Annotated in this window: 25 protein-coding genes and 1 pseudogene; 2 read left to right on the top strand and 24 right to left on the bottom strand. The window is 33.9% G+C overall.

Going from position 1 to position 24701, the window contains the following annotated elements; translation table 11 throughout:
• Positions 1–7 precede the first annotated feature (7 nt).
• Together spoIIAB and spoIIAA are read right to left on the bottom strand one after the other, a co-directional pair.
• Positions 8–460 carry an anti-sigma F factor gene (gene spoIIAB, locus RDV78_06400; protein MDS1030123.1) on the bottom strand — a complete coding sequence of 151 codons (453 nt, stop codon included), beginning with the start codon at positions 458–460 and terminating at the stop codon, positions 8–10.
• A 12-nt stretch (positions 461–472) separates the two neighbouring features.
• Positions 473–808, bottom strand: coding sequence for an anti-sigma F factor antagonist (spoIIAA, locus tag RDV78_06395; GenBank protein MDS1030122.1), 336 nt, complete (start codon positions 806–808; stop codon positions 473–475).
• Positions 809–1342: 534 nt separating this feature from the next.
• Here spoIIAA and RDV78_06390 point away from each other — a divergent pair.
• Entirely contained in the window at positions 1343–1705 is a 363-nt protein-coding gene (locus RDV78_06390) for a hypothetical protein (GenBank protein MDS1030121.1), read from the top strand.
• Between the two features lie 358 nt (positions 1706–2063).
• Positions 2064–2186, top strand: a pseudogene (locus RDV78_06385) (ATP-binding protein).
• 422 nt (positions 2187–2608) lie between these two features.
• Here the strand turns inward: RDV78_06385 and RDV78_06380 are convergent.
• The 22 genes from RDV78_06380 to RDV78_06275 form a co-directional block, all read right to left on the bottom strand.
• A complete protein-coding gene (locus RDV78_06380; GenBank protein ID MDS1030120.1) occupies positions 2609–3757 on the bottom strand; it encodes a D-alanyl-D-alanine carboxypeptidase family protein in 1149 nt (382 codons plus the stop codon).
• 186 nt (positions 3758–3943) lie between these two features.
• Positions 3944–5245, bottom strand: coding sequence for a pyrimidine-nucleoside phosphorylase (locus RDV78_06375; protein ID MDS1030119.1), 1302 nt, complete (start codon positions 5243–5245; stop codon positions 3944–3946).
• Positions 5246–5286: 41 nt separating this feature from the next.
• Positions 5287–6114 carry a purine-nucleoside phosphorylase gene (locus RDV78_06370; GenBank protein ID MDS1030118.1) on the bottom strand — a complete coding sequence of 276 codons (828 nt, stop codon included), beginning with the start codon at positions 6112–6114 and terminating at the stop codon, positions 5287–5289.
• A gap of 18 nt (positions 6115–6132) precedes the next feature.
• Complete coding sequence (locus RDV78_06365) at positions 6133–7305, bottom strand: phosphopentomutase (protein MDS1030117.1); 1173 nt, start codon at positions 7303–7305, stop codon at positions 6133–6135.
• Between the two features lie 6 nt (positions 7306–7311).
• A complete protein-coding gene (gene xerD, locus RDV78_06360; protein MDS1030116.1) occupies positions 7312–8211 on the bottom strand; it encodes a site-specific tyrosine recombinase XerD in 900 nt (299 codons plus the stop codon).
• A 74-nt stretch (positions 8212–8285) separates the two neighbouring features.
• A complete protein-coding gene (gene spoIIM, locus RDV78_06355) occupies positions 8286–8915 on the bottom strand; it encodes a stage II sporulation protein M (protein MDS1030115.1) in 630 nt (209 codons plus the stop codon).
• 65 nt (positions 8916–8980) lie between these two features.
• Complete coding sequence (locus RDV78_06350) at positions 8981–9664, bottom strand: hypothetical protein (protein MDS1030114.1); 684 nt, start codon at positions 9662–9664, stop codon at positions 8981–8983.
• On the bottom strand, positions 9651–10181 hold the full coding sequence (locus RDV78_06345) for an NUDIX hydrolase (protein ID MDS1030113.1): 531 nt from the start codon (positions 10179–10181) through the stop codon (positions 9651–9653). The genes RDV78_06350 and RDV78_06345 overlap by 14 nt, the downstream gene beginning before the upstream one ends.
• Before the next feature lie 190 nt (positions 10182–10371).
• A complete protein-coding gene (locus tag RDV78_06340; GenBank protein MDS1030112.1) occupies positions 10372–11451 on the bottom strand; it encodes a DUF3866 family protein in 1080 nt (359 codons plus the stop codon).
• Between the two features lie 13 nt (positions 11452–11464).
• Positions 11465–12295, bottom strand: coding sequence for a hypothetical protein (locus RDV78_06335; protein MDS1030111.1), 831 nt, complete (start codon positions 12293–12295; stop codon positions 11465–11467).
• Entirely contained in the window at positions 12289–12963 is a 675-nt protein-coding gene (locus tag RDV78_06330) for a glycosyltransferase family 2 protein (GenBank protein MDS1030110.1), read from the bottom strand. The genes RDV78_06335 and RDV78_06330 overlap by 7 nt, the downstream gene beginning before the upstream one ends.
• Positions 12964–12983: 20 nt before the next feature.
• Positions 12984–14102 (bottom strand): putative cytokinetic ring protein SteA, encoded by a 1119-nt coding sequence (steA, locus tag RDV78_06325; protein ID MDS1030109.1) that lies wholly within the window; start codon positions 14100–14102, stop codon positions 12984–12986.
• A gap of 141 nt (positions 14103–14243) precedes the next feature.
• On the bottom strand, positions 14244–15017 hold the full coding sequence (gene spo0A / locus RDV78_06320; protein ID MDS1030108.1) for a sporulation transcription factor Spo0A: 774 nt from the start codon (positions 15015–15017) through the stop codon (positions 14244–14246).
• A gap of 40 nt (positions 15018–15057) precedes the next feature.
• On the bottom strand, positions 15058–16524 hold the full coding sequence (gene spoIVB, locus RDV78_06315; protein ID MDS1030107.1) for a SpoIVB peptidase: 1467 nt from the start codon (positions 16522–16524) through the stop codon (positions 15058–15060).
• 226 nt (positions 16525–16750) lie between these two features.
• On the bottom strand, positions 16751–18448 hold the full coding sequence (recN, locus tag RDV78_06310) for a DNA repair protein RecN (protein MDS1030106.1): 1698 nt from the start codon (positions 18446–18448) through the stop codon (positions 16751–16753).
• 25 nt (positions 18449–18473) lie between these two features.
• On the bottom strand, positions 18474–18926 hold the full coding sequence (gene argR, locus RDV78_06305) for an arginine repressor (GenBank protein MDS1030105.1): 453 nt from the start codon (positions 18924–18926) through the stop codon (positions 18474–18476).
• Positions 18927–18929: 3 nt separating this feature from the next.
• Positions 18930–19526, bottom strand: a complete 597-nt coding sequence (locus RDV78_06300; GenBank protein MDS1030104.1) for a class I SAM-dependent methyltransferase — start codon at positions 19524–19526, stop codon at positions 18930–18932.
• Positions 19526–20383 carry an NAD(+)/NADH kinase gene (locus RDV78_06295; GenBank protein MDS1030103.1) on the bottom strand — a complete coding sequence of 286 codons (858 nt, stop codon included), beginning with the start codon at positions 20381–20383 and terminating at the stop codon, positions 19526–19528. Before RDV78_06295 ends, RDV78_06300 begins: the two co-directional genes overlap by 1 nt.
• 13 nt (positions 20384–20396) lie before the next feature.
• Positions 20397–20921 (bottom strand): GxxExxY protein, encoded by a 525-nt coding sequence (locus RDV78_06290; GenBank protein ID MDS1030102.1) that lies wholly within the window; start codon positions 20919–20921, stop codon positions 20397–20399.
• A gap of 2 nt (positions 20922–20923) precedes the next feature.
• Positions 20924–21748 carry a TlyA family RNA methyltransferase gene (locus RDV78_06285; protein MDS1030101.1) on the bottom strand — a complete coding sequence of 275 codons (825 nt, stop codon included), beginning with the start codon at positions 21746–21748 and terminating at the stop codon, positions 20924–20926.
• The gene (dxs, locus tag RDV78_06280) at positions 21745–23646 is read right to left on the bottom strand and encodes a 1-deoxy-D-xylulose-5-phosphate synthase (GenBank protein ID MDS1030100.1); all 1902 of its coding nucleotides are present in this window, start codon (positions 23644–23646) and stop codon (positions 21745–21747) included. Before dxs ends, RDV78_06285 begins: the two co-directional genes overlap by 4 nt.
• Entirely contained in the window at positions 23643–24239 is a 597-nt protein-coding gene (locus RDV78_06275) for a hypothetical protein (protein MDS1030099.1), read from the bottom strand. The genes dxs and RDV78_06275 overlap by 4 nt, the downstream gene beginning before the upstream one ends.
• Between the last annotated feature and the right edge of the window lie 462 nt (positions 24240–24701).

Raw genomic sequence — 24701 nt, 5'->3', positions numbered from 1 at the left:
GCCACCTTTAATTTATTGCTTCCAAAGAATTAATTTTTTTGGACATAGTAACGGTTGTTCCTTTTCCCAGATGAGAATCGACTATTAAATCATCCATAAAGGATTTCATAAAAACGAAGCCTAACCCCATTCTTTCAGGATCCGTTGTATAAGCAGGCTGCATAGCTTGCTCAATATCGTTAATACCTACACCATGATCTTCAATAACTATAGTAATCATATTTTTATTTCTGAAAACTTCCACTGCTACTATGCCATAAGGCTTATTTTCGTAACCGTGAATAATTGCATTTGAAACTGCTTCGGAAATTGCAACTTTAATCTCCTCCAAATCATTTAGTGTTAAATCCACTTGTGAAATAAAAGATGCAACTGCTACCCTCGCAAAACCGACATTTTCAGGTAAGCTAGCAAATTCAAGTTTCATATAGTTCTGCCAATTATTTGGTTTTTTATCCATTTCTGATCCTCCCTACATAGCAGCTATAGCTGAACTAACATCAGGATAGATGTTTAATATTCTTAATATACCTGAAAGTTCAAGTATTTTTTGAACTGGGTTTTGTACACTAACAATAGCCATCCGTCCATTGTATTGAGAAATAGTTTTATAGCGTCCAAGGATAACTCCTAGACCAGAGCTATCAATAAAACTAACATTTTTAAAATCTAAAATTAATTTATCGTATTTTTTTTGGCTTAATAATCGCTCAACTTTTTGTTTAAATTCATCTGCCACAACCATATCCAATTCGCCGCTTATTTCTACAATTAGAGTTCCTTCCTCGGCTTTTATTTCTATATTCATCGAATCTCCCCCTGACTTTCACTTAAATTCTTTCAAAAATTCTACAGTTCAGCATTATATTCCTGCTAATTTTTGGTAACATTATGTCGAAATCAGGTGATATCTAAATAATTAGTTTATACACATACTGTTCAGTTTAAGGCAGGTTAATAGAATATTAATAACGAAAACCTTTCTGCTATTTTTGTAATGAAAGCTATCGGCTGTTCGCCTGTAGCCTTTCCTTAGTACGTCCAAGCTAGATAAACCAAAATCGAGTAAGGTAAAGCCGAAGTAATTTGCTTCGGCTTTATCCTTCTCACAGAACCGTACGTACGTGCCTCGTATACGGCTCCTGATAAACCTCAGTCACTTCTCGCAGAAGTGAGACAAAACGCTGACATTGTATGTTTCCAAATCAATTAACCCTATTTCCTTAAACCAACTGTTTGGTGTTAATGGGAAGAAAATTACCCACCTTTTATTCAAAAAAATATCCTTTACAGATAAAATTAAAAAAACTGTAAAGGAGATAAATGCAATATTGGGGTAGAAATGCACACAACCATAAGAACGCTTTTTGAAAAAGGATATAGCAAAACCAAAATTGGTGAGATATTAAATGTAAATCGTAAAACCGTTGCTGCTGTTTTAAAAAAGCTCGCAACAGAAGGAGTTGTAGAAAGGAAAGTACAAGCTTCAATACTTGACGAATTTAAAGAATATATTAATAGTCAAGTCTCAAAAGGCCTTTCAGCAACAAGGATCTATCAAGATATGAGAGATTCTCAGATGGGTTACGCTGGAAGCTATGATACTGTTAAACGCTATGTGGCTGCCATTAGAAAAGCTACGCCAAAAGCATATATGGTCCTGCATTCACTTCCTGGAGAAGAAGCTCAAGTCGACTTTGGCTAATATTAATTCCAAAGAAAAAGAGCAATTGCTTATGTTGCCGACTAATGATTATCTTCTAGCAGACATAACAAAATGCTTAGTACAAACAAACTGTCATATCTCGTACCGGAACAACTATTATTCTGTACCATATACTTACATTGGAGATTACGTGGATGTATTAATCACGGATAACATGCTAAAGGTATTTCACAAAGAAAAAGAAATTGCCCTTCATCCGCTGGAAAAAGCAGAGAAAGGCAAACACATTACAAATAAAAATCATTATCCTAAACATAAGAATATTACATCCGAGGATATAAAGTCAAGATACCGTAAGGAAATGAAACAAATTGGCCGGCATGCAGAAGCCTTTTTCGAAGCTTTCCTTGCAACAGCGATATTGGATCGATTTGTACATCATTGCCATTTTGTAACAATCAAGGGTGAAAGCTATCGGATGAAGCAGCAGGAAAATAGCATTAGAAATATGGCGCAGTAAAAAGATTAATGGATTAATTTTTTTGCAAGTTTTTAAGTGAGTAAAAATCTTTCCCAAAAGTGGGACATTTTAATTGACAGTAACACTTGTTTGAGCCTACCTATTCTCTAGGATAGTACCGGGCTTCCCCGGTTAAGTTTGCTTACCTGAACTTGAACGCATCCGTCCTAACTAATCAGGTTATCATGCTTTTGGGCTTTCCCATTTTTTGTAGGGTTACCCGCCTGACTAGCCAACCTCGGTTTGCTTGCGCTATGTTCCAAGTTCCCCCTTCGGCTTCCTTCAGATTCCACCTCACGATGGACACCCTTGTCTTAGGCTAACGGTGGGCACTATCAACTCCCGTATCGGACTTTCACCGACAAGCAAGCGCCCATGCCGGGCGCCAACTAAAAGCCTCCACTTATGGGAAGCTTATTTTTTTATTTAACTATTAAATTAAACATCCGGTAAAATTGTTGCCATAAAGAACATCTTGTTACTTCGTCCTTAGCTAATAAGTTTACCGTACTTACTTTTTGTCCGTTTTTATATATTAATATTTCACCAACTTTTTGGTTCTTTTTAATGGGTGCAACAATACTCTTTGGTACAATAATTTTGGTAGTTATAGCAGCCTCTTTTCCTTTTATAACAAAGGCACCTACCTTTTGTTCAGCAACAAGAGGTAACTCTTCTATTGAGCCTTTACTTACTTTAACTTGAGTCAAAACTTGTCCCTGTCCGTATAACTGTTTATAACCAAATTGAGAAAAAGCCCAATTATATAATTTGATTGATTCGGAAAAATGTCCGCCCTTTTCATCAACCCCCATGACAACAGCAATTAACCGTAAGCCATCCTTCTCAACCGTAGATACCAAATTGCGTTTTGCTTGAGAAGTTGTCCCTGTTTTAATTCCATCAGTTCCAGGATATCTCCATAGCAACTTATTTGTATTATTTAAAATAAGAAGTTTAGGTTGTTCACGAAATGTATAGTGTTTAATTTTTGTGTAATTTAATAAATCAGTATGCTGCAAACTATATCTCGTAATTTTTGCTAGATCTCTAGGAGTAGTATAATGGTTATCATTATGTAAACCGTGGGAATTAACAAAGTTTGTATTTGTAGCACCTATTTCTTTTGCTTTTTTATTCATTAACTCAGCAAAGTTCTCTTCGGTACCTCCTAAAAATTCAGCAACTGCAACACTAGCATCATTTGCAGAACCTACAGCAATACCAATTAACATTTGATTTAAATTAAATTGATCCCTAGGATCCAAATAAACTTGGGTACCTCCATAACTGCAGGCATTTTCACTTGCAGGCACAATATCTGTTAATTTAACTTGACCTTTTTTCACAGCTTCTAAGGCTAAACAAAGTGTCATAATTTTTGTAGTACTAGCAGGATACCAACGTTTATCAGCATTTTGCTCAAATAAAATTTGACCAGAATCCGCATCTATAACAATGGCTCCTTCTGCATTAATTTTTGGTTCCTCTGCAAAAGCTGTTTTCATGCTTAACGGACAAATAGTTAGTACCATAGTAAGTACTAGAAAAATTGCAATATTTTTTTTCAAGACATTCCCTCCTTTTTATGCTTTCCTTTATTATTTGTTTTTTTTAAGAAGGAAATTCTTTTTTCTGAACTAAAAGTTTTGCTAATGTAACCCAGTATAATAAATAAAAAAAGCTAGTTCTCTAGCTTTTTAAAACTTCATTATATATGTTAATTTTTTCTGTTTAAGTTTACAATCCAAAAAAAATCACGATATAATTTCGTAAATGTAATTAATAGATTTAGGCTTTAATATTCCTATGGAATAGGCGCTTTTTACCATCTTTTCAATATCCTTAAAATTTTCAAGATTGGTATGAAGAGTGCAGATTGTATCGTTTTCTCTTACTTTATCTCCCACTTTTTTATTTAAAGTTACACCAGCTGAAAAATCTATAGTATCCTCTTTGTTTTTTCTGCCAGCTCCAAGCATCATAGCTATGAGACCAATTTGCTCCGCATTGATGGATTCGACAAAACCTGTTTGCAGTGCTTTAATTTCATAATGGTATTTAGCTTGAGGTAATTTATCCGGGTTATCTATAACTGTTGAATCCCCACCCTGAATTTTAATTAATTCTTTTAATTTTTCGATGGCTTGCCCAGAATTTATTATCTTTATTAGTTCGTTGTAAGCTGTATCAAAATCCTGGAATGCTCCACCTAACACTGTCATATACGAAGCTATTGTTAAAGCAACTGTAGTTTCATCTTCAGATCCATTTCCATTTAACACTTCTATGGCTTCTTTAATTTCATTAGCATTTCCCACTTCATGACCTAAAGGTTGATTCATATCAGAAATAATAGCTACAGTTTTTTTATTTAGTGATTTCCCTATATCAACCATAGTTTTAGCTAATTCCCTGGCTTCAGCTATTGACTTCATAAAAGCCCCAGACCCAACTTTAACATCTAAAACTATAGCATCAGCTCCAGCAGCAATTTTCTTACTCATTATTGAGCTTGCAATTAAAGGAACACTATCCACTGTGGCTGTTACATCTCGCAAAGCATATAATTTTTTATCAGCAGGAGTTAAATTAGCGGTTTGGCTTACTATCGCCATTTTATATTTATTAACATTTTCTATAAATTCACTACTAGTAAGTTGGGTGTTAAATCCTTCAATAGCTTCAAGTTTGTCGATAGTTCCACCAGTATGTCCTAAACCTCTGCCGCTTATCTTCGCAACTGGAATACCCACAGAAGCAACTAGGGGAACTACAATTAGGCTAATCTTATCCCCGACTCCGCCAGTTGAATGTTTATCAACCTTAATTCCCTTTATTGCGGATAAATCAATTTTATCTCCAGAATTAATCATTGCCATTGTTAAATCTGCTGTTTCTTGTTTGTTCATACCTTTAAAATATATTGCCATTAACAAAGCTGACATTTGATAGTCGGGTATTGTTCCATTTGTATAGCCCTCAATTGCAAAATTTATTGCTTCCTTGGTTAGTTTTTCTCCATTTTTTTTCTTTTGGATTATATCAATTATTCTCATCTCAATCTCTTTTCCCCAGTTTTTAAACTTAACTTGAAAATCTATTTTAAATCAGCTACAATCTCTTTTACTAATTCTGCAAAATCTTTTTTAATCTTTTCAGCTGTTTCCATAACTTCTTCATGCGTAAGTTTGCGTTTTAAAATTCCCGCTGCCATATTTGTAATACAAGATAACCCCAAAACTTTAATACCTGCATGATTAGCAACAATAACTTCTGGAACTGTAGACATACCAACAGCATCGGCTCCTATAGTTCTTAAATATCTTATTTCTGCGGGTGTTTCAAAACTTGGACCAATTACTCCTGCATAAACGCCTTGTTTAAGCTCTATTTTTAATTTTGCAGCTACATTAAGTGCCTTTTGTTGCAATTCTAAAAAATATGCTTCCGACATGTCAGGAAATCTAAGACCCAAATCAGGGTTATTCTGTCCACGTAATGGATTTTCACCTGTTAAGTTAATATGATCAGTGATTAGCATTAAATCTCCTGGTTCAAAAGCTAAGTTAACACCTCCAGCAGCATTAGTAACAATTAAATACTCTACACCTAATTGTTGCATAATTCTAACCGGATATGTAATTTCTACTGCTGAGTAGCCCTCATAATAATGGATACGCCCCTGACATGTAATAACAGGAACATTATTTAATTTACCAAATACTAGTTGACCTGTATGTCCTTCAACAGTTGAAACTGGAAAATGTGGAATGTCCCTGTAAGATATTTTTTGAGGTTCATTTATTTCTTCAGCTAATATCCCTAACCCAGATCCCAAAATTAAACCTACCTTTGGAGTAAAACCTTTAATTACATTATTTATTACCTTTAAACTATTGTCTAAATTTCTTTTTAGAGTGTGCATATCTTTGATCTATCTCCTTTAATTTTGTACAATTTCACTAAGCATGCTGATACCATTGGGCAGTTTTCCAGCCTTAAAAATTTCTGTAATTGTTGCTCCTAAATCTGAAAAACTTTCTCTTACTCCAATGTTATAACCTGCTTTTATTCTGGGGCCATAGATTAAAAGAGGTACATACTCTCTGGAATGATCTGTGCTTTGTGTTGTTGGATCACAGCCATGATCAGCAGTTATAATTAATATATCATTTGGCGTAATTAATTTTAGAATTTCAGGTATTTTTTGATCAAATTCTTCCAATGCTTCGGCATATCCTTGAACATTGTTGCGATGACCATACTTCGAGTCAAAATCTACTAGATTGGCAAAAACTAACCCGGATTTAATTTCTTGGAATTTATTAATTATTTTGTTAATTCCGTCTAAATTATCTTTTGTGGTCACGGATTGAGTTAAACCTTTTCCAGCATATATATCACTAATTTTTCCTATTCCTACAACCTCAAAACCGCTATTTTTAATCAGCTCAAGCATTGTTGGACTAGGGGGTTCTAAGGAATAATCATGACGGTTGGAAGTACGTGAAAAATCGCCTGGTTTGCCAATAAATGGTCTTGCTATAACTCTACCAACTGCATTTTCACCTACGAGCATGCTTCTAGCGATTTTACACATCTTATATAATTCTGGCAAAGGAATGACTTCTTCGTGTGCTGCAACTTGAAAAACACTATCTGCAGAAGTATAAACGATGGGATAACCAGTTTCAATATGTTTTGGTCCTAAACGTTCAATTATTTCTGTTCCCGAAGCTACCACATTACCAATAGTTTTACGTCCTATTTTATCCTCAAAAAGTTTTATAATATCTTTAGGAAAACCGTCAGGATAAGTTCTAAAGGGTTTATCTAATATAATACCTGCTATTTCCCAGTGCCCAGTGGTTGTATCTTTACCAGGCGATTTTTCTGCCATCTTTCCAAAGGCTCCTTGTGGATTTTTAACTGGACCAATACCTTTAAGCGATAATATATTTCCTAAACCTAAGTTTTGCATATTACGCAAATTTAGAGAAACATTTGCTGCTATGTTCCCTATTGTATTACTTCCTTGATCGCCATATTTAGCTGCATCAGGCATTTCACCTATTCCAGCACTATCAAGTACAATTAATAATACTCTGTTTATCAAAATTTTTCACTCCAATTTGGCTCTAGGATGAGTCTTATTATATACTTCCTTGATATGGTTCCTAGTTAAGTGAGTGTAAATTTGAGTTGTAGTTATATCTGCATGTCCTAACATTTCTTGTACTACTCTTAAGTCTGCTCCATTTTCCAATAAATGAGTCGCAAAAGAATGTCGGATAGTGTGCGGAGTAATAACCTTGGTAATACCCGCTCTTTCCGCATACTTTTTTAATATTTTCCAGAAACCTTGCCTACTTAGCTTGGATCCGCTTTGGTTAAGAAATAGGGCATTTTCGTTTGGCATTTTAGCAAGTTTAACTCGTCCAAAATTCAAATACGCAATTAAACTTTCTAAAGCAATTCTACCAAATGGTACTATTCTTTCTTTGCTTCCCTTTCCCAGGCACTGAATAAATCCAGTTTCACAATTCACTTGATTTACAGTAAGGGAAAGTAGTTCGCTTACCCTTAAGCCTGTAGCATACATTAATTCAAACATACATCTATCTCTTGTACCAGCTGGTGTCGAAGAATCCGGTTGTGAAAGGAGTAAGTTTACTTCTTCAGTGCTTAAGATCTTAGGAAGTTTACGAGTTGGCTTTGGACCTGTAATAGCTTCAGTAGGGTCTTCATCTGCCATATTTTCTCGTCGCAGAAAATGATAAAAGGACTTTAGGGCTGCAATATGCCTGGAAAGAGTAGTGGGAGCTTTACCTTCCTTCTTTAAAAATAAAAGATATCGTAAAATAACATTCTTATTAACCTCAGTAATAGATTTTACTTCTAAAAATTGTTTTGCATATTTTGAAAATGAATTTAAATCTCTATAATATGATTCAATTGTATTCTCTGCTAAACCTCTCTCTACGGCCAAATAATGAATAAATTCTTCTATGGCAGTCGTCATCTAAACTAACCTTTCTACATGGAAGTGGAGAACCTTTTCCTAAAAATATTCCACATGTATTCTCTAAACTCCTTCTAAAGATATGCTATAACTAGTTTAATTAACATTGGTGTAAAATAAGCTTCTATAAATGACCCTATAGTAAATAAAAGTGCCAAAACACTCAAACATAAAGTATAGGAGATAAAATGACGCCATAATTGAATTCTGCCTTCCCTGACGTGTCTTTTTAAAAGCCAAAATGAAAATGAAATTGCTAAAACACCAGCTATCATTAAAGCTGGCATGTTAAAAATATTTTGAGGCATTAATGCTAAAGTAGTAAATAAAATACCAAGTAAACCTTTCTCTTGAATTAAAAATCCTGCAGTAAAACCAAGATAAAAGCCTTTAATGCCTACAACAATAAGAATTAGTGGTGCACCTATTACTGTGAGTCCTAAAAACCAGATAAGACTTAAAATCTTAAAATTAGCAATCAAACATTTTTTTAATAAAAACCCTGATTGAACTTCAGAACTAGGAAAAGTAGTGCAAAAAGAATCTATAAGATTTATTAAATCTTGTTCCTCGTTATTTTCTAGCATTTTAACCCCTAGAGATCCGCATACTATCCCTAGCAGTAAAACTATACTTATGCTTATATAAAGAATAATATTATCATTGACATGTTTTTTAAATTTATCCCATAGACTAATTGCCATAAAAATGCCTCCTAAAACCATTCTTGTAATAGGTATGTTTTTAGAAGGAACATTATACCAACTAGCTAGCAGCAACGTATTCGTTCTAATAATTTTTGTACAATATATTGTGCTGCTAAAACATCTTCAAAAGAATTTGCACTAGCCGCAACAACGCTAATATTTTTTTTTAGCTTTATAGCAAGTTCTAAGGATCTGTTCACAGCGGACAAAGCAGGTTTGGTCCCTTTTTGATTAAGGGTTCTTGCTATTGTACCTGTTAAAACAGTGCCACCTGCTGTATATGCCGCATCGTAAGCTACTCCACCACAGTCAGTAACTGCAATAACAACTTTGTTTTTAAAATCACACATCTTAGCTGAGGCTGTCCCTAAATTGGGGATAATATCCTTAATAACGGCACCGGTTTTTTCTATACCTTTTAAAGTTTTACTGCAACTATTAATTAAGTCAATTTTTTTCCCCCATCGAGGCTCAGTTACTATCACAATAGAAGACTGGTTTTCTATTCCCAATCTTCCGGCTTTATAGCCAATCACCTCTGGGCCTAACGGTATGTTAAATTTACAATGATCTGTACTAGCTCCAAAAACAGCTAAAGCTCCGGCTTCCAAGGCACATTCTAAGGTTGTACTCATATCTATAATATCAACGATAACTACAACATCATTATTTTTACCTGCTTGCCATGCTCCTGATGCATCAGTTCGAAAAATAACTTGGGGTTGAAATTTATTAAGCGTTACCATAGTGATTCGTTAACCATAGAATACCTATAATAGTTTTGGCATCTTCAATTTGCCCATTTAAAATCATACTATGAGCTTTAGTAAGGGGTACTTTTTCAATGGTTAAAAACTCATCTTCATCCAATTGCTGTGACTTCTCTTGTAAATCTTCAGCCAAAAATAAATAAATCGTTTCGTTACAGAAGCCAGGAGATGTATAAAAAGATAAAACTTTTATTATTTTTCCTGCCTTTATTCCAGTTTCTTCTAATAATTCCCTAGCCGCACTTTTTTCTGGCAATTCCCCTTTTTCCAACTTCCCAGCCGGTAACTCATATAGTGTTTTTTCTAAAGCTTTACGATACTGTTTTACTAATAATATCTCATTTGTTGGAAATAACGCTATAATTGCCGCTGCACCAGGATGTTCTACAATTTCCCTTTTTGCATATTTGCCGTTTAATAGCTTTACTTCATCTAATCTAACTTTAATTATTTTACCATCATAAATTAACTGCGATTTCTTTGTTTCTTCCATTTTAAGCACCTCATATTTTTTGGACTTGTTCATATAATAATACAACTTGGATAAAAATTACAGGAGGGAAAAATAAATGGAAGTATATATAACAAAAACATCTTTAACTTTTATTGGTAGGGCAAAGGAATTTAAAAAATTTTTAAAGAATTTACAAAACGACTGTACTTTAATCGAATTTCTAAATAGGTCATTTAATTAAATATTTAACAGCCATTGCCCCGGACGCAACTGCTGTAGCAAAGAATTCCTGATCCTCATGTATTTTCCTTCCCATAGTTGAAACTTTTAAATCTGTTTGAATTAATTCATTTAAAGACTTATGTACATCAATTATCTTCAAAAAATGTTTTTTACCTAAGTTAGCTTCTTTCCATTGCTTTAGGACATACTTCAATTTTGGAAAATACAGTTTTGCTAAGGGAACAATAGCAGGTGCTAAAGCAATTTTTTCTAACACAGTAATTGTATGGTGGCTAAGCCCATAATGGCGCTGACGCTGGTCCACAAAACTTATTCTGGGTACAGCAATTGGAATTCCTCCAAGAGATTCCACTGCGTTTATTATCTGACCTTGTTCTATACCGCTGAAGCCCCATTTTGTACCTGTTCCTACTATTCCAGGCCCCATAGTAACAACAATAATATCAGCTTTTAGTACATGCTTTGCAGCAAGCAATCCAGAATAGATATTAACTGCTTCAATGTCTCCGCCAAACGCGTTGCCTATGGTTATGGTGCCATGGATCAATTTTTTTTTGCGTAGCTGTGGTATTGTTTTGCTAAAAGCTAAAGGTAGAGCTGCTCCGTCAGTCATAACACAGATGACTTTTAAATCTCTGCTAGACCTGGTTTTTATCCCCCAAGTAATGGGTGTTAACATGCTGTGCAATGTTCCAATAATTACTGGCGTATTATTCAAATTATTAGCAGTTGACATTACATTATGAAAAGGGCTAGTTGCTTCTTCCACACTTAATACCTTAATTTGAAAAGGAGTATAGCGCATCTTCATAATATGTCCTGAACCTTTAATCGGTTGTTCAATTTGTTTTAAATTATTAATTACAAAATGATAACCACCTGTGCCTAAGTTCAAACGAACAGCAGTTGTATTTAATATTACCCTATCCCCTAAACCAACTGGTCCTGTTAGCAAGTTATAATTTATAGCCTTTTCTTCTTTACCGCTAACAAGTACTATTATTTCAGTAACATAATCATTTTTTTCAATAACTTTAGTTACTTGCCCCTGTTCATAGCTAAACAACTTTATCAACCTTTCAAACTTCTGGTCTACCTAAACGATCAAGAAAGTTAAGTAGCTTTCTTTTACTAATTAGCTCTGTTAATGAATAATGTTCACTATACCAGTGAACTAATAAAAGAAACAACACAATTAAAATCTTATTAGGTGTTGAGACTAAAACTACGAAGTTGTATCCTATAAAAAATCCAAGTAAATTGGAGCCTGTATCACCAAGCATTGCTCTGCCAGATAAATCCCATGGTGCATAGACAAATAACGTTCCAGCCAGTGCTAACAGCCAAAGAGTTTCATTCTCCCAAGGATGAGTAAATAAAAGTCCAAAAAAGGCAATATAAAAAATTTTAATTGCCCTGCCAGGTCTTAAATCAAAAAGATTTAAGGCATTTATAGTTAAAGCAAGAATTAAGATATTTAATGCCAAAGAAAATAGGTTAGTGCTAAAATTACGACTGACAAAAAATGCTACCAACAAACCTACAATTGCTTTCATCGCTCCAGTAGTAAGTCTACCTTCAGTAAGCGCTTTAATATGTCCTTTTAATCCCTTTGTGTGAGAATCTTCCCAAATATCATCCCAAAAGCCTACCATGCTAACTAAAGAAACTCCCCATAATAACAATAAAGGAATTTCTTGCTCAGGTTTAATGAGCTCTAGTGTAAAAACAGTAGTAATAAAACTAAAAAACAAACTAATTCCTGCCGCTGTAATTACTTTTTTACCTTTGTAGTTATCAGATACTAATGATTTACTAACTAAAAAATTAAAAATAATTGGTCTTATTATCCATCCATTAAATAAGCCTAAAAATAATATTAAAATCATTAATTTTGCTTGGCCTAACATTTACACAACCACCTTCTGGCAAGGAATAAGAAGATATGCCAGAATTGTTTACCTCTATGATAAAATCCCGCAAGGTTTCTCCTGGTAAAATTATGGCTCATCTGGACAGGCACTTCTAAAATGCGATAACCTAAGTTGACCAACTTAATTGTTGAAGCCACTTCTGCACTATACCCACTAGTAAACGGAAGTTGTTCTTTAAAAGCTTTATATACCATAGCTCGCTGTCCCGATAAAACAGAGTGGCATTTAAATCCGCTGGCCAGATAAACACTCCAAAAAGCCAATCCTTTAACAATTCCGAATCCCCCTTTTTGCCCTTGTAAATAAGGAAATTTAGCAATAGTTACATCTGCTTCTCCTGCTAAAATTGGTCTGATTAGCTTTTCCGCTTCAATTGCTGTTTCTCCTAAATCTCCATCAACGAGTAGTATGATATCTCCTGAAATATTTAATGCTCCCTGATTTAGCGCTTGTCCTTTACCTTGATTATTTTTCAGTTTAATTATCTTAACTTCTGAACTTTGTATCTTTGAGACTGTATTATCTGTTGAGCCATCGTCAATAACGATAATATTGTCTATTAAATCAATTCTTTTTAGGCTATTAATTGTTTGCTCTATTTTTTTTTCTTCATTATATACGGGAATTAATGCCGTAACTAACACTTGGATTTACCTCCAACAAACTAAAAACTAAAAAGCAGTTTAAATCGAATAGCAACTAGTCTAACAAGTTGGTATGTTGTTGGCGAAACAACAATAATAATTATTAAAGGAATCAAGGCTGCAAAGACTATCTTAAGCATATCCCTTAGTTTTACTTTACCATGGTAAAGTTTACTTACTCCTTTGGCATCAACTAATATTGAGCCTACCTTAAGCCGTACTAAAAATGTACTTGACATACCTTTCCTTCCCTTATTTAAAAAGTCTATAACGTTAGAATGTGTGCCAACGGCTACAATCAAATCAGCACCTTTTTCATAAGCTAATAACATAGCTATATCTTCGCTTGTTCCTGGTATTGGAAGGACGTGGGCACATAAGCCTAAATTTTCTAACCTTTCTAACCCGGGTGCTGTTCCATTAGAATAGGCATGAACAATTAACTCGGCTCCGCAAAGTAAAGTTTCATCGGAAACGCTATCCATGTCTCCAATAATAATATGGGGTTTATACCCATGCTCGATTAATGCATCTGCACCTCCATCAACCCCTATTAAAATTGGACCTACTTCCTTTATATAAGGTTTTATAGTTTTCAAATCTTCTTCATAATTTTGACCACGAACAACTATCAACACTTGTTGTTTTTTAATTTCTGTTTTTAAATTAGGAAATTGATATTTGTTAGTTATAATATCTATTTCCTTCGCGGCATATTCTAAAGTGTTATTAACAAAACTAGTAAGCTCTTTTTCATAATTTTCTTGGCTGTCATTAATCTTTTTAAGTACACTTTTTTTATTTAGTACAACTCCGCGAAATTCATAATTTTCATATTTTATAACATTGTCTTCAATTTCAATATCTTTTCCATCTTCAACTAAAGAAAAAAAATATGTACTTAATCCTTCTACTAATAAAATACCTGCCTCAATAATCTTTAATGGTCCCCAGTTAGGGTATTTGCCGGTAATAGAAACACCCGTATTAATTATGGCCTTAGGCTTAGCTTTAATTAAAGCCAATGCGGCAATTTCATCTAGATCGCAATGGTTAATAACTGCAATATCGTTAATACTTAATCTTTTAACTAATTCTTTTGTTTTTTGATCTTTTTTTACTTTGCCTTTAATATTCATTTATAAACCTCAAATTAAACTATTGTTGTTAGTATGTAGAATAAATAGAAAAAAATACAAAAAAAAAAAATAAATAAATAAATAAAAACCTTTTTACTTGCTTAAGCAATAAAAAAGGTTTTTTACGGTTTTTTTAATTGTTTAGCTAACTTTTGCGCCAATACGAAGTTTATCGGCGACCATCGCAATAAATTCTGAGTTAGTGGGTTTACCCCTTTCCACATTAATTGTATAACCGAAAAAGTTATTCATCATTTCTACATTACCACGATCCCAAGCTAATTCAATAGCGTGACGTATAGCTCTTTCAACCCGACTAGGCGTGGTTAAATATTTTTGTGCAATCATTGGATATAGTTCCTTAGTTACTGCCCCTAGCAGATTAATTTCGTCAATGACAAATAAAATAGCATCGCGTAAATACTGGTATCCTTTAATGTGTGCAGGAACACCCATTTGGTGGATGATTTTCGTAACTTCAACATCTAGATTACGATTTTTAATTACAACAGGCTGATGTCCTGAGTTGGCTGTAACACCTTTAAACATTTGTCTTATTCTTGTACCTAAAACATCTAGATCAAAAGGTTTTAAAATATAATAATCTGCCCCTAACTCAACTGAGCGCTGAGTCATAAATTCTTGCCCTAAAGTAGTTAGAATAATAACCTTTGGACGTTGAGGCAAAGCCATATTATTCAATTTTTCTAAAACGCCAATTCCATCTAAATGCGGCATTATTATATCAAGTACAATTACACTAGGATTTAATTCTTGGATTAGCTTTACTGCTTCCAGACCATTATTTGCAACCCCTGCAATTGAGAAATCCTCTTGAGCTGATAAATATTCATCTAAAATATCACAAAATTCTTTATTATCATCAACAAGTAAAATATTTATTTTTTCCCCCATTATTCTAAACACGCCCCCTATAAAACACTGTAATTTTTTTCTAGTAGAATAAATATTCGACGTAAAAAACTGTTAATCCTCCCTTACTACTTAAAAACCAAAAACTTCTCACGTTACTTATTATTATACTAGAAAGTAATATGGTTCGACAAAAAAAGGAGCTTAAAGCTCCTTTGCCAATATTATGAATATTATTATTTAATAAACCTGTTTCTAGTAACATCCATTCTGCTAAAATACCATAACCTCTAGTAGGATCATTAATAAACACATGGGTTACAGCTCCAACTAAACTACCATTTTGAATAATTGGACTTCCGCTCATGCCCTGTACAATTCCTCCAGTTATTTTTAGTAATCGAGGATCTGTGATTCGAATTATTAAACCTTTTCCATCAGGGCTGTGTTGTGGCATAACTTTTTCTATTTTGATATTAAAACGCTCAATTTTTTCATTATTTACAACAGTTAATATTTCTGCTTTCCCGGTTTTTATATGGCTTCCCAAGGCGATAGGAATTGGTTCTGGATAAAGATTATTTTCTACCACTTTATCCAGCTTTCCAAAAATTCCGTAGGGAGTATTCTTTTTAATATCTCCAGTAAGAGTTGTATTGTCTAAAAATGTTCCAATTTTTTCCCCTGGGCGACCTTTTTCTCCTTGATTTATTCCTTGAATAGATGCATTAATTATTTTCCCTTCACCTAAGGCAATTTGTTTATTTGTGTCTGTATCAGCAATAATATGTCCCAAAGCACCATAGCAGTGTGAATTTGGTTCAATAAATGTTAGCGTACCAACTCCTGCCGCACTATCTCTGATGTAAAGCCCTACTCGATTCCTTTTAGTCTCTGAGCAATAAATAGGTTTAACTTTAAGTAAAAGTTGCTTATCATTGCGTTTAATTAAAACATTTATAGCATTTCCTTTTTCACCTAATTTGTCAATTAGCTGTGCAGCTTCACCGTCTGTCTTAACTGTTTGCCCATTGATTGCTAAAATAATGTCTCCTATTTCCAATCCTGCTTTTTTGGCTGGATATTGTTTTTTATTATTTTTATCACTAATAGGAGAAAAGCCGATAACCATAATTCCTTTGGAATGCATTAATACGCCAATAGAGTGTCCACCTGGAATAACTTTGACTTCTGGAAAGATATTAACGGTAACAGTTTTGATTGGTATAAACCCAAAAAGTTTCATTTCCAAATTTAATTTACCTGGATTAGAAGCTACAGGCCAACCATCAGCTAAGTTGAAAGTATTTTGCTTGAAATCATTTTCTTTAATTTGTAATAAATTACCACTTGAAGGTGATACATAAAAACTTAATTTTTGCAAAAACTGTTGTGGAAAGTTTAGGTTAAACTTAATTTCTTCGCCAACAATAACTGTTTGTTCCTGAGGCATATTAAAAAAACTTCTTGCTTGTGGTGTAAGGCAGAGGGTTAGTATAAGAACAGAAAACAAGATTCCTAGTGTTTTTTGATATTTATTTTGTTTCATATTTTGAAACTCACTCCCTTACCCTACCTTAAAACTCTCCCTCCTACTTAAAAATTGCCGGCATTTAAAACTCGAGTGTATTTTTAAAATGTCCAGACAAGTTTTTTTTATGCCGAATATAAAAGCACTTATTTTTCCGATTTAAATATCAGCTGCTTAAATGATTGCTACTTAAACTTTCTTTTCTTTTATGTAATTTTTGTGTTTAAAACAAAAAAATGCGCTTTTAAACGCATTTTTCATTGAAAGCAAAGTTTAGCATTTTTTCTGCATGCTCCCTGGCTCCTTCTAATCGATCAATACCACCAAGCATTCTAGCAATTTCTTCTATTCTCTCCTGGTGTTGCAATTTCTTAATTTTAGTTAAAGTCCTATCTTTTATAATTTGCTTATAAATATGAAAATGGGTATCACCAAAACTTGCAAGTTGTGGTGAATGTGTAACACAAATTACTTGCTTTTTAAGAGCTAATTTTGATAACTTATTTCCTAATGAAAGAATTGCACTGCCGCCTACACCCGTATCTATTTCATCAAAGATTAGTGTTGGTATGACATCTACTTCAGCTAGAACGCTCTTAAAAGCCAACATAACTCTAGAGATTTCTCCACCCGAAGCGACTTTTTCCAAATTTTTTAAATTTTCACCAATATTAGAGCTAAATAAGAAATGTACAGTATCTATGCCATTAGATTGATATTTGTCTAAAGTTTCAACTTTAATTTCAAATTGGCTATTAGGTAATTCCAAATCAACTAAAGCATCGTTCAGCATAACCTGTAGTTCTAGGGCTTTTTCCTTTCTAATTTCGGACAACTCTAGGCATTCCTTCAGGTAATCCTGTCTGATTTTCTCCAATTGTAAATTTAGTTGATCAACTTCATTTTCACTATCTTCTAATCGACTAAGTTGTTCTTGTATATTTGCAAAATAGCATAAAATATCTTCAATATTTTGACCATATTTTCTCTTAAGCTGCTTAATTAAATCTAACCTTTGTTCAATTGCATCTAATTTATATGGATCATGTTCTATATTTTCACTATATTTCTCAACTTCACGTGCATAATCTTCTAACTGGTACATAATAGATTCCATACCATTCTTTATCGACATGAAACGTGGATCTAATGAAACGAGTACTTCCATTTCATTTAAAGCTAAACCCAAGGAGTCATAGGCTGATTGAATTTCTTTATCACCGCTAAACAAATATCGATAAATAAGGGCAGTTGATTTTGACAACTTTTCACTATTGGCTAAAATATTTTTTTCCTGAACTAAATCATCATCTTCCTTAGGTTGTAAATTTGCCTCAGCAATTTCTGCGATTTGATATTTTAAAAAGTCAATCTTATTTTCCTTATCAAGTAAATTACTTTTAATATTATCCAACTTTACTTGCAGGATAGACATTTCATCAAATAAGTTCTTGACAATAATTTTCTTATCTAAGATCTTTTTCCCACCAAAAAGATCTAATAGCATTAATTGTTTAGCAGTTGAAAATAAAGACTGTTCTTGATTTTGCCCATGGATATCTATAAGTTCTCTTCCTAACTCTTGATATAAATTTAGTGATACCATGCGACCGTTAATTCGGCAAACATTTTTACCTATTCGCGTAATTTCACGAGATAGTAATATATCATTAACCTCATTATCTAATAAACCCGTTTCTTTAAGTTTATCAATTAATTCTTCTTCGTTCGAAAAATCAAAATATCCTTCAATTATTGCTTTATCGCAGCCTTCCCGGATAAAATCGCAAGAGGCCCTGTCTCCTATCAAAATTCCAATAGCATCTATTATAATTGATTTTCCTGCTCCAGTCTCACCTGTCAAAACATTGAAGCCATCAGATAATTCAATAGTTAAACTATCAATTAAAGCAAAATTTTTAATTGTTAGCTCTCTTAGCATTATTTTATCCCCCGATAATTTAAAGCTATCCCAGCATTTTTTTTAAATTTTCTAGAACATACACTACGGCTTCCTTCGGTTTTACTATTATTAAAATAGTATCATCTCCAGCTACGGTACCAATAATCTCTTTTATCTCAATATGGTCAATGCAGGACGCTATGGCATGGGCCGTACCTGGTAGTGTTTTTATTATAATCAGATTTTCACTGTAATCTATATAAATAACCGAATCTGCAAATAATTTTGATAAACGATTATAAGCATTTCCCAGTTTGTTTTCCTGTGGTAATGAATAGCAGTAACGATTTTCTCCAACTAATGTTTTAACAAGTCCTAACTCTTTAATATCCCTCGAAACAGTAGCTTGTGTTACATCATAACCTTCTTCTTTTAAGGCATTTGCTAGCTCTTCTTGAGTTTCTATGGCAAGATTTGAAATAATTTCTAGTATCTTACGATGTCGTCCTTCCTTCATGTTCTAACCTCCTATATAAATATTTGGACTTGTAAGTGATTGAATAATAACTAGGAAAGGACAACAATTATGCCTATTTAAATAATTATATGTAAGTACATCATACTTGCTTTGAGGTAAACCGCATAGAAACATTTTTAAAGCTTCCCATTCTTCCAGGCCCCCTGGATGCCCAGTGTAGATTACTAATGAAATAACACCTTTTTTGCATAAAAAGCACATAGCTTTCTGTACTGCTAAAACCGTAGATTCAGGTTTAGTAATAATTTTTTTATTTCCTCCTGGGAGGTAGCCTAAATTAAAAACAGCCGCTTTAATAGGTGATGTTATATATTTGTCCAAATTTTCATGCCCATCTTGAATTAATTCAAGATGCGTATGAATCTTTAGATTAATAATTTTTTCCTTGGTTTTTTTAAGAGCTTCCTCTTGTATGTCAAAGGCATAAACCTTACCGGTTTTTCCTACTAGATTTGCTAAAAATACTGTATCGTTTCCGTTACCTGCTGTACCGTCCAAAACTATATCACCAGGGCATAATATACTTGCCAAAACATTATGGCTTATATCCACTGCATTCTGATATAAACGCAAACTCATTATCGCCCACCCTTATTTAGTTTTTCCCTAAGTACATCAAAAAAATTTCTAGTCGCAAAACGAATTAAATTTGTTGTGGTACTGGCCTTTTTTACTATTACTTGGTCTTTTTTTTCTAGGCGAAAGCCATACTGCCCGTCTAAGGTAAGCATCACTTCTGCGTTAGTAGTAGTTAATGTAATAGTTACCTCATTATAAGGTGAAATAACCAAAGGTCTGGAGTAAAGTGTATGCGGACAGATTGGAGTTAAAATCATGACTTCTAAATCGGGAGCAACTATAGGCCCCCCAGCTGATAAGGAATATGCAGTTGAACCAGTCGGAGTAGAAATTATTAAGCCATCGGCAGGATATGTTGCAGCATACTGTCCTGAGATACCTATTTCAAGCCTAATCATTCTTGAAAAAGCCCCTTTTGTAACAACAATATCATTTAAGGCAAAAAATTTACCAACTACATTCTTGTTTCGAATTACTACTGCCTCTAACATCATTCGCTTATCGACTGTATATTCGCCAACTAGCAGACATTCCATACCATAGTATAGATCTGCTAACTCCAAAGAAGTTAAAAATCCAAGTTGTCCTAAATTGATTCCTAAAATTGGGATAGAATAATCTATTATTTCACGGGCTGTAGTTAATAAAGTACCATCTCCACCTAATACTAAAATACATTCTATTGTCTGAAGCCCTTTACTATCTAGCACTTCCACCTTACTATCACTAAAATATCTAGCGCTATTTGGTGGTACACAGATAGTAACTCCTTTTTTTGAGAACCAGCCAGCTAATTCCTGGCCCACCTTAATGGCTTCCTCTTTTTGAAGATTTACTACTAGCCCTATTTTTTTCAATCTAAAACGCTCCCTAAAAATATCCTAAGTTTAGTAAAAGAAAACAAGTCAAAAAAATTCCAAGTAGAAAAGACACTATAACTGCTTTAGTATTAAAGTCTACGTTAGCTCTAGAAAAAGCAAACTCTATTTCATGAAATATCTTTTCATTCATATCTATAAGGATAATACCATCAGTTTTAAAAACTAAAAAATATTCTAATAACTGTCTCCTAATTGCAGGAGCAGTCGGCTTTAAAGTTTGTTTTCCAGTTTTAACTTCAACAAGATATGTCTTATTTTTTTTTTGAACAATGAAATCTGCTATAACTAAATTTTTAATTGTTTGACCATCAAATTTTAGACTATATTGAATCTTCTTTTGGGAAGCAATAATTTCATATCCTGCTTTTAGTAGTAATCTAGCAGCGGCAGTTTCGGCCTGTTTAGCCACTTTAAGCCTAGTTTGATTCTTTTTTCTTTTATATTTTTTTGCTATGCAATAATATAAAATTAATCCTATAATAATACCTATCAATAAAAAGTCGAAAGAATTCATATTTACTCGTTATCTGCTATCTTTTTTCGGTGCTTAGTATGTGCTTCAATAACAGTATCAACAACTAGTTTTTTTAAATCTATATGATCCAATCCTTCACATTTTAACCAAATCAGATACTCAATATTTCCTTCTGATCCTGTTATAGGAGAAAAAGTTAATCCAGCGACGTACATGCTTTGGGCTTGTGCTTCACGTATAACGTTCAAAATTACTTCCTGGTGAACTGTAGGATCTTTAACTACTCCCTTTTTCCCAACCTTTTCTTTACCAGCTTCAAATTGAGGTTTAATTAAAGCGATAATCTGCCCATTTTCTTTTAAACAATTCTTAACAGTTGGAAAAACCTTAGAAAGGGATATAAAAGATACATCAATGGTACTAATATCTGCTTTCATACCCAAATTATCAGGTGACAAAAATCTAACGTTGGTACGTTCTAAAGAAATTACTCTAGGATCCTGACGTAATTGCCAGGCTAATTGACCATAGCCTACATCCACCGCAAATACTTTAGCTGCTCCATTAAGCAAAGCGCAATGAGTAAAGCCCCCTGTAGAAGAACCCACATCTAAAATAATTTTATCATTTAAATTAATAGGAAAAACTTGTAAAGCTTTTTGTAATTTTAATCCTCCCCTACTCACAAATGGAAGATCGTTTCCAGTTTTTTTCAGTGTAGAGTCAACAGGCACTAAGGTACCAGGCTTATCAATTTTTTCTCCATTTACTAAAATTAACCCTGCCATGATAGCTGCCTTTGCTTTCTCGCGGCTACTATAGAATCCACTTTGTACAAGAAGTATATCTAAACGCTCTTTTTTCATAATAAATTACTCCTTGTTTTCTTGTAGTAATTGTTTTGTAGGTAATGCAAAATTTGGTTGTAGATTCCTTGGGCATCTAAGCCAAATATTGAACGAAGAGTACTTACATTGCCGTGAGTTATAAATTGATCAGGCAGTCCAATACATAGAAAGTTAGCAGTTTCCCCAGCTCTGGCTACAGCTTCCATTACAGCACTTCCAAATCCTCCAGCTAAAGTATGCTCTTCCACAGTAACTAGTACCTTATACTTATTCACTATATCACGAATAAAATTAATATCTAAAGGCTTAATAAACCTAGAATTTACTACAGCTGCATCAATACCTTTTTTACTAAGGTAATTAGCAGCAACCAGACAATCATATATAATGGGACCGGAAGCTATAATAGCTAAATTTTTCCCTTTACGCAACACTTCCGGTTTGGAAATTTGTATTTTTTGTTGAGAAATTATTGCCCTCTCCCCAATACCGCTTCCTCTTGGATAACGGATTACTGATGGGCTTTCTAGATTTAGACAAAACTCAAACATCTCTTCCAATTCGTATTCGTCTTTTGGTGCTAACATCGTTAAATTTGGTATAGTTCGCAAAAAGGAAATGTCATAAACACCTTGATGAGTTTCCCCATCTTCACCCACGAGCCCTGCACGGTCAACTGCAAAAATTACTGGTAACTTTTGCATGCAAACATCATGCAATACTTGATCAAATGCCCTTTGCAAAAATGTTGAGTAAATAGCGACAACTGGTTTATACCCACCAGCAGCTAAACCAGCAGCTAATGTAACTGCATGTTGTTCTGCAATTCCTACGTCAAAAAAACGGTCTGGAAAAATTTTAGCAAATTTACTTAATCCAGTGCCAGAAGCCATTGCGGCAGTAATTGCAACTAATTTCGGATAATTCTTACCCATTTCTACTATCTTTTTGCCAAAAACCTCTGTATAATTTGAAATCTTATCCTTTTTTTGTATTTTTCCTGTAGAAATATCAAAAGGGCCTACTCCATGATATAAATCAGGGTTTAACTCAGCAGGCTTATAACCTTTACCTTTTTTAGTTACAACATGAATTAGTACGGGTCCTTTAGTTTGCTTTCCTCTTTCAAAGACACTTTTCATGACTCCAATGTTATGCCCGTCAATGGGACCTAGGTACGTAAAACCTAGCTCTTCAAATAAAACGCCTGGTACAATTAAATACTTCAAACTATCTTTAACTTTATCTGCTACACGAACAACTTTATCACCTATAGTAGGTAATTTTCGTAAAATATTTTCTATTTCCTCTTTACTTTTGGAGTAAAAAGGTTCAGTTCGTATACGACTTAAATAGGCAGATAAAGCACCAACATTCGATGAGATAGACATTTCATTATCGTTAAGTACTACTAATAAATGTGTTCCAAGATGACCTGCATTATTTAAAGCTTCAAAAGCCATTCCACCTGTAAGAGCACCATCACCAATAACGGCTACAACCTCATGTTTATCTCCATTCAGATCCCTAGCTAAAGCTAGTCCAAGTGCAGCTGAAATAGAAGTGCTACTATGTCCAGTCTCAAAAGGATCATGAATACTTTCAGATCTTTTAGGAAAGCCACTTAATCCCCCATATTGCCTTAAAGTATGAAAATTTTGCAATCTTCCCGTTAAAATTTTATGTACATATGATTGATGACCAACATCCCAGATAATTTTATCATTGGGAGAGTCAAATACTTTATGTAAGGCCAGAGTTAATTCAACAACACCTAAATTAGGTGCTAAATGTCCTCCGTTTTTAGAAACTGTATCAATAATTTGCCGTCTAATTTTAGTCGCGGTTTTCTCTAGATCTTTTATAGTATAATCATGTATAGATTCGGGACCAGTTATACTTTCCAAAGAAGTCATGTTTTTCTACCTTTCTTTCTTTCAATCCAAAGAAGATTAATTCTAATTATATTTTCAACCCATGCTAGTATTTTTCCTACTTTAAATATAATGTTATCTGCTTCATTAATAGCAAAACTTTTTCCTAATGCCTTTCCTCCGACAGTTAAAGCGGCAATAAAACCGGTCATGATTGTTCCGCCTATAACAAGATGGCTTTCATTCCCACTCAGGATTAAAGAGCTAATTATTGTCGCACCAATTGCTCCACTCAGAGTCCCACTAACATCTCCTACAACATCATTACAGAAATTTGCCACTTTATCCGCATTTCTGATTAACAATATAGCTTGTTTTGCACCAGAAACCTTACGTGCAGCTTTAGCATGAAAAGGGACTTCAGTAGCAGCAGCTACAGCAGTACCGATAATATCAAATATAATACCTATAAGTATAATTAATGTAAGCAAAGTAAAAGCTAATATTAATGAAGAAATATTTTTTAATAGGCCTTGGGAGCCAACGCCAATACCAACGGCCAATAAAAAGGCACACATGCTTATAAAAAGAGCATGTTTTATAGAAGCATTGGTATTATTATCATTTTGGCCCATGGATATTCCTCCGTATATATGATAAGAATGGGTGGTAATTCATACGGTAAACTTTATGGCTTAGGTCCAGTAGGATTTCCCAACAGCTTACTGTTCGTTACCAAACTAGCGGTTTCCCTTTAAAAGCTGCTCTGAATTGTCACCAAATTCAGGACTAGATTTCCACTTAGCACATACTTTAATCCCGTATGAACAAACAGTCTAGGGGTTTTCCCCAACAGTACTAACCAAATTCTAGCCTCTTTTGCAGTAGTGGTTTCAAAGAAACTTATTAAGGTTTAAGGCCTTAATCCCTTAATAAGAGGTTACTCTAATCCACCAATACCACTCAAGGCAGGCTACACTGCAGCTAGCATTTTTGTACCAACATGCAGGTTTCTATCCCAAGCCATAATTAATGTTATAATTAACCACGAACTTGGGTCTCCACGGGGGCGGGGTCAACGCCTACATGCCATTGTA

The sequence above is a fragment of the Bacillota bacterium LX-D genome (genome assembly GCA_031628995.1).
Taxonomy (GTDB): domain Bacteria; phylum Bacillota; class DUOV01; order DUOV01; family Zhaonellaceae; genus JAVLUO01.
This window is presented reverse-complemented; position numbering and strand designations above follow the sequence as displayed.